The organism is Nocardia sp. NPDC004860 (assembly GCF_040609015.1).
GTDB lineage: Bacteria > Actinomycetota > Actinomycetes > Mycobacteriales > Mycobacteriaceae > Nocardia.
In genome coordinates, this window is the sequence record NZ_JBEXJI010000001.1 from 299,312 (window position 1) to 316,296 (window position 16,985).

The 16,985-nt window shown below is 69.0% G+C and carries 10 protein-coding genes; 2 read left to right on the forward strand and 8 right to left on the reverse strand.

Annotation, left to right across the window (positions count from 1 at the left end):
- The first annotated feature begins 126 nt into the window (after nucleotides 1-126).
- Together ABZV44_RS01355 and ABZV44_RS01360 are read left to right on the forward strand one after the other, a co-directional pair.
- Nucleotides 127-8,934: an alpha/beta hydrolase gene (locus ABZV44_RS01355; RefSeq protein WP_354830473.1), complete on the forward strand. Its 8,808-nt coding sequence runs from the start codon at nucleotides 127-129 to the stop codon at nucleotides 8,932-8,934.
- A 56-nt stretch (nucleotides 8,935-8,990) separates the two neighbouring features.
- The gene (locus ABZV44_RS01360; protein ID WP_354830474.1) at nucleotides 8,991-9,449 is read left to right on the forward strand and encodes a hypothetical protein; all 459 of its coding nucleotides are present in this window, start codon (nucleotides 8,991-8,993) and stop codon (nucleotides 9,447-9,449) included.
- Between the two features lie 203 nt (nucleotides 9,450-9,652).
- Here the strand turns inward: ABZV44_RS01360 and ABZV44_RS01365 are convergent, their stop codons facing one another.
- The 8 genes from ABZV44_RS01365 to ABZV44_RS01400 form a co-directional block, all read right to left on the reverse strand.
- Nucleotides 9,653-9,970 (reverse strand): PE family protein, encoded by a 318-nt coding sequence (locus ABZV44_RS01365; RefSeq protein ID WP_354830476.1) that lies wholly within the window; start codon nucleotides 9,968-9,970, stop codon nucleotides 9,653-9,655.
- Nucleotides 9,971-10,027: 57 nt separating this feature from the next.
- Complete coding sequence (locus ABZV44_RS01370) at nucleotides 10,028-11,284, reverse strand: hypothetical protein (RefSeq protein WP_354830478.1); 1,257 nt, start codon at nucleotides 11,282-11,284, stop codon at nucleotides 10,028-10,030.
- On the reverse strand, nucleotides 11,281-11,601 hold the full coding sequence (locus tag ABZV44_RS01375) for a type VII secretion target (protein WP_354830480.1): 321 nt from the start codon (nucleotides 11,599-11,601) through the stop codon (nucleotides 11,281-11,283). Before ABZV44_RS01375 ends, ABZV44_RS01370 begins: the two co-directional genes overlap by 4 nt.
- A gap of 289 nt (nucleotides 11,602-11,890) precedes the next feature.
- Nucleotides 11,891-12,289 carry a hypothetical protein gene (locus ABZV44_RS01380; protein WP_354830482.1) on the reverse strand — a complete coding sequence of 133 codons (399 nt, stop codon included), beginning with the start codon at nucleotides 12,287-12,289 and terminating at the stop codon, nucleotides 11,891-11,893.
- Nucleotides 12,282-13,088, reverse strand: coding sequence for an ESX secretion-associated protein EspG (locus ABZV44_RS01385; RefSeq protein ID WP_354830484.1), 807 nt, complete (start codon nucleotides 13,086-13,088; stop codon nucleotides 12,282-12,284). Before ABZV44_RS01385 ends, ABZV44_RS01380 begins: the two co-directional genes overlap by 8 nt.
- A gap of 4 nt (nucleotides 13,089-13,092) precedes the next feature.
- Nucleotides 13,093-14,949 carry a hypothetical protein gene (locus tag ABZV44_RS01390; RefSeq protein WP_354830485.1) on the reverse strand — a complete coding sequence of 619 codons (1,857 nt, stop codon included), beginning with the start codon at nucleotides 14,947-14,949 and terminating at the stop codon, nucleotides 13,093-13,095.
- A gap of 75 nt (nucleotides 14,950-15,024) precedes the next feature.
- The gene (locus ABZV44_RS01395) at nucleotides 15,025-16,563 is read right to left on the reverse strand and encodes a hypothetical protein (protein WP_354830487.1); all 1,539 of its coding nucleotides are present in this window, start codon (nucleotides 16,561-16,563) and stop codon (nucleotides 15,025-15,027) included.
- A gap of 59 nt (nucleotides 16,564-16,622) precedes the next feature.
- Nucleotides 16,623-16,937, reverse strand: coding sequence for a hypothetical protein (locus tag ABZV44_RS01400; protein WP_354830488.1), 315 nt, complete (start codon nucleotides 16,935-16,937; stop codon nucleotides 16,623-16,625).
- Nucleotides 16,938-16,985: the final 48 nt, after the last annotated feature.

A 16,985-nucleotide genomic window follows, 5' to 3' on the forward strand; every position in this document is an offset into this window, starting at 1 on the left:
GGCCAAGATCAGATCCCGACCGGCGTGAGGTGGCCTGTGGCGCTGGAGTTTCCATCGTGGCTCGAGTGGCTGAGCTGGTTGGTGGGCTCCGAATGGCCGCATGGCAACGAAGACACCATGTGGCACATGGCCCGTGACCTGGAATCGGTTGGCGGACAGGCCGATAAACTTCTGGATGACCTCGATCATCTGATCGGCGCGATCGGCAAGGCCTACCCGGACGGCACCGGCGGCGAAGAGATCCTGAAATGGCTGAAGCCGCTACGCGACGGGGACGGCACCGGGCACGGCTCGATCAAGGAGTTCGGCGACAACTATCGTCAGCTGTCCACGGCCGCCGACGGATTCGGCGATCAGCTCCAAGGCGCGAAGCTCAACTTCTATATCGCGGGCGGATGGCTGATCGGGGAGCTGGCCTGGGCCGCGGCCACCGGGCCCTTCGCGCCGGAGTCGGAGGCGGCGGTCTTCGCGTCGGCGCGCATCGCCTTCCGCAAGCTGGGCCAGCTGTTCGCGGACCGGATCGCGGAACTGGTCGAGAGCCGGATCACCAATGCGCTGCTGCGGGAGGTGTTGACCAAGGCCATCTACGAGATCGGCAAGGGCGCGGTCATCTCCACCATCCAGGCCACCACCCAGGAATTGCTGGTCCAGTCCATTCAGAACATGGACGGGCACGGGCACGGTTTCGACCTCGGCGCGATCGGGAAGAATGCGCTGGTCGCGGGGCTGTCCGGCGGTGCGGGCGGCGCGATCGGCCTTGGCGCGCACCACATCCTGCCCAGCGAGGCCGGAGGCGGTTTCAAGGGCGCGTTCAGCGGCATGCTCACCGGCGCGGCCGCCGGAGCGGGCGGCGCGGGCGCGGGCTGGCTGGCCAATGGATTGGTCAACGGCGACTGGTCATTCGACCCGCGCTCCCTCACCGGTGGCGCGTTCGCGGGTGCGGGTCCCAGTGGACTGCACGGCTACAACGGCGAATCCCCCCACGCCGGAGCACCCATGGGCAGTGAACGCGGCGATGGCAGTGTGCGCGCTCCCAGCGAAACCAGCACCAAGGTCGACGTACCCGAGCAGCCGGGCACCACCTCGGACGGCCGGACGGCCAACGTCGATGCGCCCGGCAACGGACAGACCACACCCGGAGACTCGGGCGCTGGACAACACGGCAGCCCCGGCGAGACGAACGCCAACGGCCAGCACGGCACCACCGGCGACACGAGCGCCAATGGGCAGCACGCCACCACCGGGGATCCGAACGGGAACGGACAACACGGAGCCCCCGGGGATACGAGCCCCGACGGGCAGCACACCACCGGGGATACGAGTGCGAACGGGCAGCATGCCACCGGTGGCGACCCGAATGGCAATGGGCAGCACGGGAATACCGGTGACTCGTCCGGTGGCGGCGACAACCCGCACGGGCAGCAGTCCGGCGGGCCCAGTCTGCACGCGGCCAGCGCGCCGGAGGCCACCGCCACCGACACCGCGCCACCCGCCCACGATCAGTCCTCCGACCACAGTGGCGACTCCCAGCGGTCCGACAACAACGGCTCGTTCACCTCGGACAGCCGCCGCGCGCCCGCGGACCCGAATGTGCAGGACACCGGCGGCGCAACCGATTCCGGGGCGCATCGCGCCTCCGACACCCACTCGGTCGGCGACTCGTCAGCCGGTGACACCACACGCGCGGATGCGAGCGGAACTCCGGAACATCGCGCCGGAGACGCAACGTCCGCCATCGACCCGACCGGTCGCGTGCACGACACCGGAATGGACGCGCGCACAACAGAATCCACTGTCGACCACACCTCGGAAGCATCCAGGGACGCGAATTCCACGACGGCGACGAACTTCTCGAACGAGAACAGCACCCGTCCCATCGGCGAGCCCGGCAAGTCGGCGGATACCAGCACCTCGAACAGCGAAACGCGGTCCCCGGCAGCGGATCCGGCCAAGGTCACCGCACCGCGCGACCTACCCCGCGGTACGACGGACGGCAGCATTCCCAAACCCGCCGACGGCAGTGCCCCCAGAGCCACGGACGGCACCGCCCCCAAGCCCACGGATGGCGGTTCGCCCCGGACCCCCGACAGCCGCGCCGGAGTCGGACTCGACCGCGCCACCCGGCCCGACGCCCCGGTGCAGGCGCACCGCACCGGCGTCGAACCGACTGTGCGGCAGGCCGACTCGAACACCGGCAATCACGAGCAACGGGTGACCGCGGACGCGTCCAACGACTTCCTGAACCTCTCCGGCGACACGACGCGAGAGCCGGTCGAACCGACCGCCACCACGCACGACCGAGCCGACCAATCCGGCGATCGGGTCGGCCGGCCCGGCGATCACACCGACCGACCCGGCGACCGCACCGCCCGTCCCGGGGAGCAGGCCGACCGCCCCGGGGACCATGCCGCCAGGTCCCGCGACAACGACGGTCCGGCAGACGACCGCGGCGGGCTGCCCGGCGATCACCGCGTATCCCCCGATGACCGCGCAGGTTCCCCGGGTGAGCATCCGGATGGCGTGGCCATCTTCCCGTTTCCCGTCGACACGCCACCACACGCCCGTCCGGACGCCCGCGAGTACGCGCCCGCCGCGGCCGGTCCGGTCGGCGACTTCCACGGAAACAACCGCGGCTCCGGCGAACTCACACTCACGGACGTGCACGGCCAGATTCAGGAAGGCCTGCGGATCATGACACCCGAAGGGATGTCGTGGAATCCGGAGAAGGGTCATTTCGTCCTGTCCGACGGGCGCGTCGTCCGGATCGAGGTCGGCGAGACGTCGAACCGGAATGTGGCCGAATTCCGGCCCAGCGCCGACGGTTACGACGTGCGGCTGTCGAAGCACGCCCGCAACGAGGATGTCGTGCGCGCGCTCGCCCACGAACTGGCCGAGATCCGTCTGTCGCAGGACCCGGACATCCTGATCGATCCGCACGATGATCGACCCACCCGGATGTCCACCCAGCTCGGCGGACGCTTCGCCGAGCTGCGGACGCTCACCACGCAGATCGATCACGCCACCATGAACCCGGCCCGGGCGGAACAGCTCCCCAGGTTGCGGCACGACCTGCACGACCTGTTGGATCATCTCGGGTTCAACGATTCCGAGCACGCGCCGACCGTGGAACGGCTACTGGCCGAGCATGATCCGGACCTCGCGCACCGGCTGCAGCTGGAGGCCGAGGGTGTGCTCGCCGAGCGGCCGACCTTCGACCAACACCTCACCGAGGACGAGTTCCAGCACGCGGCCGAGCAACATCTCGACCGACTGCACGAGCTGATGACCGGCGACCACGCCGAAGATCTCCTGCGCGCCGAACAGCAGGGCCTCAACGGCCGGATGCGCGAGGAGCTTTCCCGTCGAGTCTTCGAGCCGATCTTCGAAGAAGAGGCCAGGGCCCCCCGCAAGCAGGTGCCCGGGCTGCTCCCCGCGCTGGACCCGGTCAACGCGGCCATCAACCATCCGACGCTGCGCGGGCACGAGCAGGCCGCCGCCATTCACCGGGCGATCGACGCCTTCCACGACGGCATGCCGCAGTCGGCGCGCGACGCCCTCGGCCCCGAGCGCTTCGCGCGCATGCACGCCGCCGCGGACGCCTTCGCCACCGCGCCCGACCGCGTCACCGGCGTCATCGACCACGCGACCGGGCGCATGACCATCGGCGGCGAGCAGACCACCCTCGCCGATTTCCTGCACGGCATCGACCGCGCCAACCGGGGCGCGACCGACAACAACCTCACCGTCGAGTACACGGTCATCCTGCACGACGCGGTGGACGGGCTGTCCACGGTCGAGGTACTCCCCCGCCCGCAGCCGCAGCATCGACTTCCCCTGGAGCAGTACCGGTTCGGCGACGACAACCATCCCATCGACCACCAACCCCGGCCATCCGCCCCGGCGGCCGCGGCGGGCGGGCACACCATCGATGTCGGTGTCGGCCGCGGCGCATTCGCCGTCGAGATGACCCCGGCATCCGACAAGGCCGGTGGCGGGCTGATCATCAAGACCGAACTCACCGACGCCGCGATCGGCGGGCAGCGCCGCCGCGATCTCGGCATCCTCGACGCGGGACCGCTCATGGAACCCGGCTCGGTCATGGTGTACGGCGATCTGCTGGGCAATGGGCACCTGCTCGGCGGGGACATCGCGCGCGTGTTCATCAACAATGTCAGCGCCAAGCTCCCAGACGAGGCGTATCACCCTATCGCCGAACACCTTTCGAAGATTATGGCTCCCGGCGGCCAAATCGAGATCCAGTGGGACATGAAGCCCGAGAAGCCCGGCGGCGAGGAGGGCGATCGGAAGCACATTCTGGGCACCAAGCTGTGGGAGGCGATGGAAGCGCCGTACCCCGACGGCGGGAGTCCGTTCAAGCTGGTGGAGCGCAAGGAGTTCCCGCACCCCGGCAATCCGGACTACTACTACACCATCGACGCGGGCTCCAGTAACGAGCTGCCGCACGAGCGGATGGCTGGGTTTTCGCCTCCGCAGCCCGAGCATCGGTGGATCATGGTCTACGACCCGGATTCCACTGCCACACACGGCGTCTCGGAGCACGAAGGGGCGTCGCTCCCGCACGACCAGGACACCGACCACGGAAATGCCAGCCCGATCGGCGACTTCCACGGCGACGCTCGTGAGGGCGCGGAGAATCTGCAGCCGGAGTTCGTGCTCGACCAGATCCGGGACAATCTGGGGCTCATCACCCCGGAGGGCGTCGCCTGGAACCGCGACGAGCACCACTTCCTGCTCCCCGGCGACGGTGGCACCGTGAAGGTCACCGTGGGCACCACCAGTGACGGCAATGTGGCCGAATTCCACGCTCGGGCAGACGGTTCCGGGTATGACGTGGTGCTCTCGGAGCGGGCTCGCAACGAGGACGTGGTGCGGGCGCTCGCGCACGAACTGGCCGAGATCCGCCTGTCGCAGGACCCGAACATCCTGATCGATCCGCACGACGATCGGCCCTCGACCATGACCCCCCACCTGGGTGGCCGGTTCGCCGAAATGCGGGTGCTCGAAGCGCATATCGACCGCGCCAGCGCCGATCCGGCTCGCGCGCACGAACTTCCACAACTGCGTCAGGACCTGCGCGACCTCGCCGAACACCTCGGGATGAACGATAGCGACCACGCGGCCACCGTGCGCGACCTACTGACCAGGCACGATCCGGAGGTCGCGCAGCGACTCAAGCTCGAAGAGCTGGGCCTGCACAAACATCGGCCGATCTTCGACACCCACCTGACCGAAGACACCTTCGAACACTCCAGCGCAGAGCATCTGAATCAGTTGGAGCACTCGCTGTCCGGCGATCGTGTGGCCGATGTGGTGCGGGCCGAGCAGCTGGCACTCGACGGGCGCATGCGCGAGGAAATGGCGCGCCGCGTCTTCGACCCGCTCTTCGATAACAGCACCAGGGCCGCCCGCAAGACCGTCGATATCGAATACCTGCTCAACGCGCTCGACCCGCTCAACGCGGCGATCAATGACCCGACGCTGAGCCCCGGCGACCGCGCCGAGGCGATGAAGATGGCCATCGCGCGCTTCCGCGACGATATGCCCGAGAAATTCCACGAGGCCATCGGCACACAGGTCTTCCACGACATGTACGACGCCGCCGATAGGGTCGCGTCCGGCATGGACCGGATCAATGCCGTAATGGACCACGCCACCGGCGTGCTCGTCATCGACGGCGAGGCCACCAACCTCGGCGACTTCCTGCGCCAGGTGGACAGCGCCAATCGCGGCGCGGGCGAGAACGGGCTCAATGTCGAGTACACGGTGGTCGTGCACGACGCCGTGGACGGCAAGTCCGCCGTCGAGGTGCTGTCGCGACCACGGCCGCAGCATCGACTGCCGTTGGACCAGAATGTCTTCGGCGAGAACAACACTCGCATCCAGCACGAGCGACTGCCCGCCACGGGCGTCGAGGGCCACACCATCGATATCGGCGTCGGCCGCAGCGCCTTCGCCGTCGAGATGACCCCGGCCGCCGACCGTGCCGGCCGCGGCCTGATCATCAAGACCGAGCTGGCCTCCGAATTCCCCATCAAGGGCCAGCGTCGACGCGATCTCGGCATCCTCGATCCCGGACCGCTGACCGAGCCGGGCACCGTCATGGTCTTCGGCGACCTGCTCACCCAGGGCAATATCCTGAGCGCCGCGCCCACCGGCGAGGTGGCGCGGATCTTCATCAACAATGTCAGCGCTGACCTGCCCGAGCATGTCTACCGCGACATCGCCGCGCGACTGCCCGAAACCCTCGCTCCCGGTGGGCGAGTCGAGGTGCAGTGGGACATGAAGCCCGAGAAGCTCGGCGGCGAGGAGGGCGATCGCCACCACATTCTGGGCACCAAGCTGTGGGAGGCCATCGAATGGCACTACCGGGACGCGGAGAACCCGTTCCGTCAGACCGAGGAGACATTCCCGCCGCCCGGCAATGAGAATTACGACTACACCATCGACGCCGGTGCCAGCAACAAGCTGAACACCAAGGTGATGGCGACCTACAACCCGCCGTTGCCCGAACACCGGATGGTGATCACCTACGACCCGCATTCCACCGGCGAGCAAGGATATTCGACTCCGGAAGCACCCCACACCGAGACACCCCACCCCGAAACGCCGCGCACCGAGACACCGTCGACAGAGCACGGCACGGCGAGCCCGGTCGGCGAATTCCGGGGTGACGCGCGACCCGAGGGCGCGGAACCGCTGACGCGGGAGAACGTGGTCGACAAGGTCGAGGGCAATCTGCGGCTGATCCAGCCCGAGGACGTCGTCTGGAATCCCGAGGCGAGCCGCTTCGAAATGCACCACGACGGCCGGACCCTCGACATCACCGTGGAGGTCGGGCCGACCCGAGACAACGCCGTCGCCGAATTCACCTGGCGCACCGACGAATCCGGTCGGGTCACCGGTTACGACATCCAGGTCTCCCCGCACGCCCGCGACGAGGATGTGGTCCGCGCGGTGGCACACGAACTGGCCGAAATCCGACTCGAACAGGACGACCACGTACTCACCGACCGCACCGACGACCGCCCCACCCGGCTGACCTCACACCTGGGCGGCCGCTTCGCCGAGCTGCGGGTCCTGGTCGACCAGATCGGCGAGGGCGTCGCGGCGCGCGTCAAACCGCATCTCCTGGCGCCCCTGCGCCGCGACCTGATCGACCTGATGCACCACCTGGGTCTGCACGATCCCGAGCACGCGCCCACCGTGGAACGGCTACTGGCCCAGCACGATCCGGACCTGGCGCGTCTGATCGATCAGACGCGCCTACCGGACCCCGGTGTGCTGCGCCCCGGCCCGGTGGACCACGACGCCATCCCGACCGAGCATGACCTCGGCCGCATTCGACAGTTGCGTGAACTGGCCGAGGGGGCACAGGCGGGGCACGATCCCGCCACCCGCCGGGAAGCGCTGGCCCTGGTCGAACGACTCGGATTGCGGGAAGGCACCCCGGGCGCGGCCGACCGGCGTGCGCTCGTCGCCGAATACCTGACCGAGCACGCCCGCGGGCACGTCGAGGACCTGCTCGCCGACGTCGGCCGTCGCGAGACCGAATTGCCCACCGCCGATAGGGAATACGTCGAGACGGTCCGCCTCGAACGCCGGGCCGCGGACGCGCTCGACTACCTGTCCATCCCGACCCACGGCGCGATCATGCGGACCCACATGGTCTATCGGGCCGAGATGGCCGAGCATCTCGCGCACCCCCAGCGGGCGGAGTCGGGACCGCTGCGGCTCACGGACGACCCGCACGTGGTCCAGGATCCCCGAACCGGTGAGCGCTGGTTCCGGTGGCCGCCCAGCACACACGAGTACCCCGACCACACGCCGGCGCCGGACATCGGGCTCCCCACCGATCCCGACCACCGACTGCCGATCGATCCGCACCAGCTGCACGACGAATGGCAGCACCTCTCCCCCGAGGAACGCGACGCGTGGCATCGCGCGGATCCGTTCATCGGAAACCGCGACGGCATACCGCACGCCGACCGCGATCATTACAACCGGCAAACCTTCGACATGCTGCGGCACCAGGCCGAGCAGGACATGCTGCGGGCTCAGGCCGAACCCGAGACGCCGGAGGTGCTGGCCGAGCGCAAGCGGATCCAGGAGCGCCTCGACATCCTCCGGGACATGTGGGACAACTACCTGAGCCTGCCGACCGAGGAGGGCATGCCCGCCGTGCACCTGGCGTATATCGACGAGAAACTCCAGTACATCTACGCGCTGGGCGATCCGGATACCGCCCAGAACGTGGCCGTCGAAGTGGCCGGTGCGTTCCGGCGACGCAGCGGTGTCGGGTACGCGCTCGAGACGCTGGCCCAGGTGCGGCAGGCCGCCCTGGCGATCGACCCGACCGCGGAGACGTCGGTCATCCTGTTCGGCGCCTACAACAATCCGAATTCGCTGGTCCAGGGCATGCACTCCGAGCACGGCGAGGGCGGTGCGGCGAAGCTGCGCGAGTTCCACGACGGGCTGCGGGCCACCCATCAGGGGCCGCCCGCGAACATCACCACCATCGCGCACTCGTACGGCGGTGTCACCGCGGGGCACGCGGCCGGGCACGGGCAGGAATTGAACACCGACACGGTGGTTTTCATCGGTGCCATCGGCAGTGGTGTCACGCATGTCGGGGATCTCCGACTGACCGGTGTCGATCCGACCGAGATCGGCGACCACGTGTTCGCGACCATGGCCGAGTACGACTCGCTGGTGCTGATGCCGCCCACCCACGGTCCCCTGCCCAGTGATCCGGGGTACGGCGCTAGGGTTTTCGAGTCGGGCAGCCAGCCCACGCAGACCCGGCTGGGCTGGAATCCGGACGATCACGGCGGCAAGAACTACTTCAGCGCCGCCCACGATTCCTACCGGATCCTGGGCATGATCCTGACCGGCAACGCGCACCGGCTGCGGTGACAACACACACCACGGGGCCGAGCGCGCGCCCTTCGAAGCGAGGAGACGAGGACCGGATGCCCACGGCGACAACGCAGAGTGCCGCCCGCGCACAACTACTGCGGCACCTCGGCGAGACCCTGCGCGCGTTGCCCGCGGAGCTGTCGCTGACGGTCCGGCATCCGGACCTGCCCAAGGCGGTTTTCCACCGTGGCGTCACCCTGCCCTGGGACGACGGCGATCCCGACAGCCCGCTGCGCTTCCTGGACATCAGGTACTGGGTGCTGGGCACCACGCCCGAAACATCGGAACGGTATTTCGAGTCGGTGCTGCGCGCGTGGACCGAGCAGGGCTGGGCCACCAGCTCCGACCCGAACCAGCTCCCGCGCGCGGCGTACGCGCGCACCCCCGATGGATTCGGTTTCGCCCTCACCCAGAGCGTCAACGGCTACCTCAGCCTCGCCGGCTCCACCCCGCCCTTCGAGCCCGAATCGGAAGCCGCGGAACCGCTTCCCACCACGATCGAGCACCCGTAGGGACCCGCCTCCGAGCGCTCTCAGGCGCAAGCCGGAGCGCAGCGCCGAGCCCCACTCCCGGTACCTCGCGAGAGTCCGTCATCCGCAGACGCGCCCCGAGCCCGACGAGGGCTCCCCAGCCCAGGCGGGCTCCCCGATTCGCGCATCCGGTCGGATCACCGCGAAACCGGCTGGAGTTCCCAGGGCTTCGCGGCCGAGCTGGATCAGAGGTTGGTGAAGTCCACCGCGTTGGCGGTTTCGACCTGGCCGAAGGTGTGGGCCTGGTCGCGGACGACCGCGGCTAGTTTGCGCAGTTCGTCCACGCCGGAAGCACTCTGGCTGACGAAGGATGCGCCGACCGCGGTCAGGGTGTCGGCGGCGGCCAGGGATACCTTGTCGGATCCAGCGGCGGGGACGGCCAGGGCCTCGCCGTCCGCGCCGAGTGCTGCCTCCAGGCGATCGGCCATGGCCTCCAGGTCCGCGGCCGCGGCCAGGACCTCATCGGCGTCGAAACGTACGCCGCGCAAGTTGAATTCGCTCATCGTCCCTCCCTTTTCAGCGCATCTTATCGCGTCGCACCGACCGATACCGACTGGGTTTCACGACTGTGCGGGACGCGGGCCGTTGGTGCCGACCGCGCCGACCACCGGCACACCGGTGTAGCCCAGCTCGCCCACGACCTCGTCGCCGTGCTCGGCGGTGACCATATTCGTGCGGACTTCCTCGTCGGCGTCACCGGCCTGCGCGGACGCACCCGCGGCGGCACCCATGGGCGGCACCATGCCGCCGCCCATGCCCACGCCTCCGGTGGCCGACACCGGCGCGGGAGCCGGAACGGGCGGCGTGGTGGTCGTGCTCATGGTGCGGGGGCTGGCCTGGCCCAGCGGGGTCGAGGGCGTGCCCGCTCCGCCGAGACCGCCGATCGGGGCGAGACCGCCGCCGAGACCGCCCGAATCCGTCTTGGCGGCAATCGGTTCGGCTTCCGGGGTCGGATCCACCTGGGAGGTCTGGCTGATCGACTGCAACTGCTGCAATTGCTGCACGCCCGTGCTGGCCGCACTGCTCACCGGCGAGATCAGGCTCAGCAGCTGCGTCACCTGCGACAGCGAGTCCACGCCCTTCGGGGCGTCGGTGACCTTCACCTTGTGTCCGGCGGTGGTCATATTCGCGCTGTGCACCGTCATTTCCGCGCGGGTCTTGGCCACGGTGGCGGTCGCCTCCACACCCGTCTCGGTGGCCAACGACAGCAGGAACGCCTGCCCGGGCGGGGTGGCGATGAACGGGGCGGCCATGGTGACGCCGGTGACGAACTTGGCGATGATGGCCGACATGGTCGCCGCGCCGGTGGCCACCGAGGTCGCCGCGCCCGCCATCACCGTCTTCTGCTGTCCGTTCTGGGCTTCCAGCTCGAGCGCGTTCGTCTGTGCCGCCGTGCCCTTCTCGGCCGCGCCGGTCGCGCCGGAGCCCTGCCAGGAATTCGAGTTGGCCAGCGACATGACCGACTGGGCGATCGACATCACCTGCTGCAGCGCGCTCGACACGCCCGAGAGCATCTGCGTGGCGTCCAGGCCCTGACCCAGTTGCCCGGTGCCGAACGCGGAGGCCAGATCGGTGAGCGGCTTGGTGAGCGCGGTCAGATCCAGGGTGGGCAGCGGCGGCATATCCGGCAGCGGCGGGATCGACGGCAGCTGCGGCAGCGCGGGCAGGCCGAGCGTCTGCAGGACATCGCCCACCGGGCTGTCCAGCAGCGGCGCGAAGTTGGTGTCGCGCAAGGCATCCGCCACCGACTGGCCGGTGGCGACGGTCGGCGTGGCCTGGGCGGCTCCCGTCGAGCCCGGGTCGAACGGCGCGCTCACAGGTCCCGCGACAACGAGAGGAAATCGACGCCCGCGGCCTCGTCGGTGGCCTGGTAGCCCGCCGCCGCCTCGTGGGCGGTGACCGCGGTGCCGGCGTGCACGGCGGCCAGTTCGGCCACCGAGGCCAGGTGATTGGCTTGCGCGCCCGCGTAACTCAGGAGAAAGTCCTGTCCGATCAGACCGAAGACCGGGACCAATCCGGCGACCGTGGCGACCTGATCGACCGCGGCGGCACCGGCGACGGCGCTCGCCATGGTGGCCGAGGCGTCTCCGTAGGCGCGGATCGCTTCCGGTGTGGCAACGAGATGGCTGCTCATGAGACCCCCATCGGGAAGATCATTTCAAATCGAACTATACAGAGCGGACATTCGCCCGGCATAGGGAAGAGTTCACGAACTGACGAACAGACCGGTGAACGCCGGGTATACAACTCCGCCTCCCCGGAACTTCAGCGGACGGCTCGGGGAGCGTCCAACGCCATACACCCGCGCCAACATACAGTGCCACAACAATTTTGGGCGTGCCCGGCGAGTTACCCGCGCCTCCCGAAACCAGTTGTCACGTCCGATATCCAACCATGCTGGCGCACTGGATATCTCACTCGGTTCAGATCGGTCGCAGCCAGCTGTCGGGCTCGGTCTCGTACTCCTGTTCCTCGACATATTCCTGGCGAGTCACCTCTGCCATGGTCGGTAAACCGGTCAGCGCCAACAGTTCGGGCGCGAGACCGGCGGCTTGCAGCTGGGCACGCCGCTCGACCCCGGCGCGGGCCGCGGACTGGCGGCACAGGCGCAGAATCTCCGCGGCCAGCAGCTGCGGGTCCTCGCGCAGGCGATCCCGTTCCACCGAAATCGCCCGGGGCAGGCCAGCTTCCGTGGTGGTCACCACGATCGCGCCGGTGCGCGAGGACAGGGTGAACTCGGTCGGGAAGTCGGGGGCTGCCGGGGTGTCCGTGGATGCGGCGGGGAGGTCCTGGGATTCCATGGGGTCGTTCCCTTCACTCATCGGCCATCACCTGCACCACCTCGGCGATGTGGTCGTCCAGCACCTGAACCAGGCGGCGGCGGTCGGCCGCGGCGGCCACCGGGGGATGCTCGCCGATGATCACGTAGCGTCCGTCGTCCTCGAGGTCGCGCCACTGCAGTCGATAGCGGGCGATGCCGCGCGGGCCGAAACGTGAACGGCCCTGGACCACTTCGATGGTGCCCTGGCTCGGCGTGGGCGCGGCCAGGAAGTCGGCGGCGCGGGTGACGACGGTGCCCTCCAGGGTTTCGTGTGCGGGCGACATGCCGAAGTCGTAGTCGGTCTGATCGGTGTCCTCGGTCTCGGCGAGCACCAGATCGCCGCCCTGCGCACCCGGGAAGTCGCGGCCCGCCGGGGTGTCCGGCAGCGCCGCCACCACGCGCTCGGCCAGTTCCTCGGCATAGAACTCCGACAGCGTGAAACCGCTGCTGTGCCGGTAGGTTTCACCCGGATGCTGCACCAGCAGGTACCCGGCCTCACCCGAGCGGATGCCGAGCAGGCGAATGGTGCCCGACGCCGAGAGGCGATCGCGGCCGTCCCAGCCGTGCACCTCGACCCGCACCTCCGGCCGGAGCAGGGCGTGCAGCACCTCGGTGTAATCGGCCTCGTCCTCGGCCTCCCGAGCGCGCAGGCTCTCGCGGGCGCGGGCCATGTTCGCCAGGTGGTCGTTCCACCACTGGGTGCGGCTGGCGAAGGTCAGCGGGTGCGGCAGGAACTCCTCACCCAGGCCCTGCCACAGCGACAGCAGCTCGAGATCGGTGAATTTCCAGGTCCGGAGCACGAATTCAGCCCTCCACCACGGGCTTCGCCACGATCGGCGCGGTGCCCATGGCCTCGTCGAGGTACTCGTTGGAATCCAGGAAGTCGGGGCGCTTGTGCTCCTTGCCCTGGGCTCCGTGCGCGCCACTGCCGCCGTGGCCCATGCCGCCCATGCCGCCGCCCATGCCGCCGGTGCTGGTACCGGAGGCGACGCCCGCGCGGGCGGCACCGGCGATATTGCCCTCCAACGCCTCTTCGGCCACGGCCGCGCGCGGGAACAGGCGCGCATTGGCCACGTCGGCGAGCGGCTTGAGCGGGGCACCACCGCCGGGACCGCCGCCGCCGGGGGAACCGCCGGCCGGCGTCTTCAGGTTGTCGAGCAGGTTGGTCAGCGGCGAATCCTTGAGCTGATCCTTGAGCTCCTGCGCCTTTTTCTGATCGGTGCTCTGCGAACCCGTGGAGGTCAGTGATTGCAGCGCGCTCTGCAGGCCCGACAGCGCGGACGTGCCCGAATTCGACGAGGAGCTCGGATTCGACGAATTCGAGTTGGTGCCATCCGGATTCGAGCCGTTTGGCGAGGTGCCGGTCGGGTTCTTGCCGTCTGGGTTCTTACCCGTCGGATCCTTGCCGTTGGGGTCCTTACCGTTCGGATCCTTGCCGTTGGGGTCCTTGTGGTCCTTGCCGTTCGGATCCTTGTGATCCTTGTTCGGGTCGTCCTTGCTCGGATGCGCGCCCTTGGGGTCGGTCTTCCCGCCCGGCCTCTTCGCGCCCGGGTCGCCGCCGCCCGGGCCGGTTGGCGAGACCCGTCCGGTCGGGCCGCCCGAGCGTGGATCCGGCCGGGAGCCACCGTAATCCGAGCGCGGATCGTCCGAGGGATTCTGCGTGGGCGGTTTGGTGGGATCCACCAGGATCGGAATCGTGGTGCTGGAGTTGCCGATTCCCGGGATGTACCAGGCGGTGAAGGCGGCGGTGCCGGTATTGATGATGTAGGTCTCGGTGGAGGTGCCCTTGAAGCTGTCCTCCCAGTGGCGCGGCATGCCGGCCTTGGTCTGGTTCAGCCAGGTGGCGGTGTAGAGCAGGTTCTCGGCGACGGCCCACAGGTCGGTGGCGAAGGCCGTGCCCTGTGCCTCGAATGCCTGACACGCCGCGACCGCGGCGTCGGCGCCCTTGCCGGTCCAATGACCGTCGGACTCCAGCCTTTTGACCGCGCCGGTCAGGGTCTCGAACGAGGAGCCGACAACCTGCGCGATCCACTTCCACAGGGCGCTGCGATTGGCGATCGGCGTCGGGTCGATGCCCTGGCCCACGTCGAAGAACCACTTGCCGCCGTGGTGGGTCGGGTCCTCGGAGCCGATCGGATCGGTGTAGCGACCCGATTTCTCCTTGGCCACCTTGGCCATATCGCCCATGCCGTTGCTGTCGGAGGGCGTCGGGGACGAGGCGTCCGACCAGCTCGACAGGTGCGTGGTGCCGTCCAGCGGGATGCCGTCGAAGTGCATGTCGACGACGGCCTGGGTCTTGAGCTTGTCGAAGTCCGACTTCGATTGATCGTCGGTCTCGCGGTAGGACTTGCCCGCCGCCACGAAGGTGTCGCCCATGGCGTTCAACAGGGCGACGTAGTCGTCGATGATCCCGGCGACCCGGCCGCCCTCCTTGGCGAACCGATCCTGGAGGTTCAGGGCCGACTGCAGGACACCGTTATTGCTGAAACCGGAGTACTGATCGAGCAGATAGGCGTAGCCCCGGGCCGCGTTGAGCGCGTTGATGGCCTCGGCGGCGTACTTGGCGCCCGCCTCGGCCGAGCCCGGGTCCAACTGCAGCCGGTCGTGTCTCGAGTGCGCGTCCCGCGACAGCCCGAGCCAAGGGTTGTAGGTGTCACCCATGTACCGCTCCTAACTCGACCAACGCCTGAAAGATTACGGGTCGTCGCCGCAGATGCCACAGTCGTTCGACCCGTCTCACTGCGAATGTCGTTGGCGGAACCGCTGTTCCATGCCCGGCAGGTAGACCGAGGCGGGCATGCTGGAGGTGGTCTGCTCCACCACACCGTCGTCGGCGACGTAGTAGAGGGCCCGATCGATCACCAGCTCGTCCGGCTCGGTGGGCACGTACACCATCCAGCCGACCGGAAGCCGTTCGGCGCGAAGGCGATCCAGCGGATAGGCGGAGGTGTCCGTGCCCGCGGTGCGCACCTGGTGACGGACCGCGTCCAGGGCCTCGGACTCCGGCAGGGGGTCCGGACCCAGCCTGGCCACCCCGGCCAGGGTCAGCTGGTAGTGCGCGCCGTCGAGGTCCGCGGTGGGTCCGAAGGCGGACGCGAGGACGGCGCGGGTGACATCGGAGCGTTCTGCGGCGGCCACGAATTCCGCTACAGCCGAGCGCTGTTCGTCGGTGGGTGCCTCGGCGATGAGTCCGCTGATCACGTCGGCGACGGTGGCGGTCGTCCAGATGCCCGGGACCGCGGCGGCCACGTCGGCGGCGGCCGGGGATTCGCCGCGATACCAGCGGCCACGCTCCCACCAGTAGCAGAAGGTGAGCAGACCACCGGCCGCGCGGGTGTTCAGCACCGGGTTGGCGACCCACTCCGGTGCGCCCGCGAACGGGCGCGGCAGGGCGGCGCGACCGTTGTAGGCGGCCACCAATTCCGGTGCGTTCCAGACACCTCCGGACAGGACCGCGCGGCCACCGGGCAGCAGGTACAGCGACGAACCGGATCGGCGCGAACCCTCGAACCAGCCGAAGGACGGAAGCACCCGGGGGCCCCACTCGGAGCCCACCGCCACGAAGGCGGCGGAGATGGCGGCCCAACGCGACCACAGCAGTGGGAAATTCGGGAAGCCGTCCTCGGAAACCACGGGGAGATAACCGGATTCGCGGTCCGCGCGCGCGGCGATGGCGGCCTGGCGCGGATCGCGGGACTGGCGGTCGTCGTGGCGCAGGTACGCGGCCAGCCACATGGGTAGCTCGTCGCGCGGGTGGGCCGCCAGGTCGGCGAGGTAGTCCTGCGGGGCGAACATCTGGTCGGCCGGGAACGGCTCGTCGCCGTAGTCGTGGTCGACGGTGAGTTCGCCCGCGGCGGTGACCTCCAATTCGAGCCGCCACCAGGGATCGCCGAGTTCGGCGGAGAGCTTACGATGCTCGGCCACCAGGGCGAGGATCTCCGTGGGCGGCAGGATCTGGGCACTGCGCTGTTGATCGTCGGAGAACACGACCCGCGTCCGCTGGCCGTTGACCGTGAGGGCGAAGGCGGCGCTCAGGTGCACCCAGCCCTGCGGGCCCAACTCGCGCAACTCCCCCGCGATGCGGTGGGCCAGGTTGCGGGCGCGCTGCGGGATGTCGATCACCGGGGCGGTCATGCTGAAGCCGATGTCGGGATCCGAATCGGCGGGGGCCTCGAAGACTTCGATGAGCTCCTCGGCCTCGGCCGCCGGGGGGACGAGTCCGGCGGATGTGGCTGCGCCGGTGTGGTTTTCGCTGTGGTCAGGGGGAATCGTCACACGCAATCTTCTCCTCGGCCCGCGACGGTGCCGCCGCCGGGGCGAGCCTGGTCGGTCCGTCAGCTGCCCTCGGCCGAGCCCGGCTGTCGTTCGCGGGCGGCCTTGCGCTCCTCGCGTCCTTCAAACCAGTTGTCCATTTCCTCTTGCCAGCGTTCGGCATTGCTGCCGTCCAGCTGACCGGCGAAGGCTTGCCGGGCGGCGTCGATCAGGTCGGGGGTGGCGTTGGGGTACGCCTCGGCGATCGCCCAGAGCGCGTCCTGGGTGTCGTCGTCGAGACCGGTGGCGGTGTGCACGCCACGACCCGCCAGGACATGCGCGAGCACCTCGTCGAAATTCTTTCGCAACTCATCGTCGCTGGGGTGGCCGTGCCGCATGTCCCTCTCCTCCCGGTGCCGAGCCGGATCTCAGCATCACATATTCCG

Bases quoted from the DNA above. Each gene is read 5' to 3' on its own strand.
- ABZV44_RS01355 (WP_354830473.1), top strand. From the start codon at position 127: ATGGCCCGTGACCTGGAATCGGTTGGCGGACAGGCCGATAAACTTCTG.
- ABZV44_RS01360 (WP_354830474.1), top strand. From the start codon at position 8,991: ATGCCCACGGCGACAACGCAGAGTGCCGCCCGCGCACAACTACTGCGG.
- ABZV44_RS01365 (WP_354830476.1), bottom strand. From the start codon at position 9,970: ATGAGCGAATTCAACTTGCGCGGCGTACGTTTCGACGCCGATGAGGTC.
- ABZV44_RS01375 (WP_354830480.1), bottom strand. From the start codon at position 11,601: ATGAGCAGCCATCTCGTTGCCACACCGGAAGCGATCCGCGCCTACGGA.
- ABZV44_RS01380 (WP_354830482.1), bottom strand. From the start codon at position 12,289: ATGAGTGAAGGGAACGACCCCATGGAATCCCAGGACCTCCCCGCCGCA.
- ABZV44_RS01390 (WP_354830485.1), bottom strand. From the start codon at position 14,949: ATGGGTGACACCTACAACCCTTGGCTCGGGCTGTCGCGGGACGCGCAC.
- ABZV44_RS01400 (WP_354830488.1), bottom strand. From the start codon at position 16,937: ATGCGGCACGGCCACCCCAGCGACGATGAGTTGCGAAAGAATTTCGAC.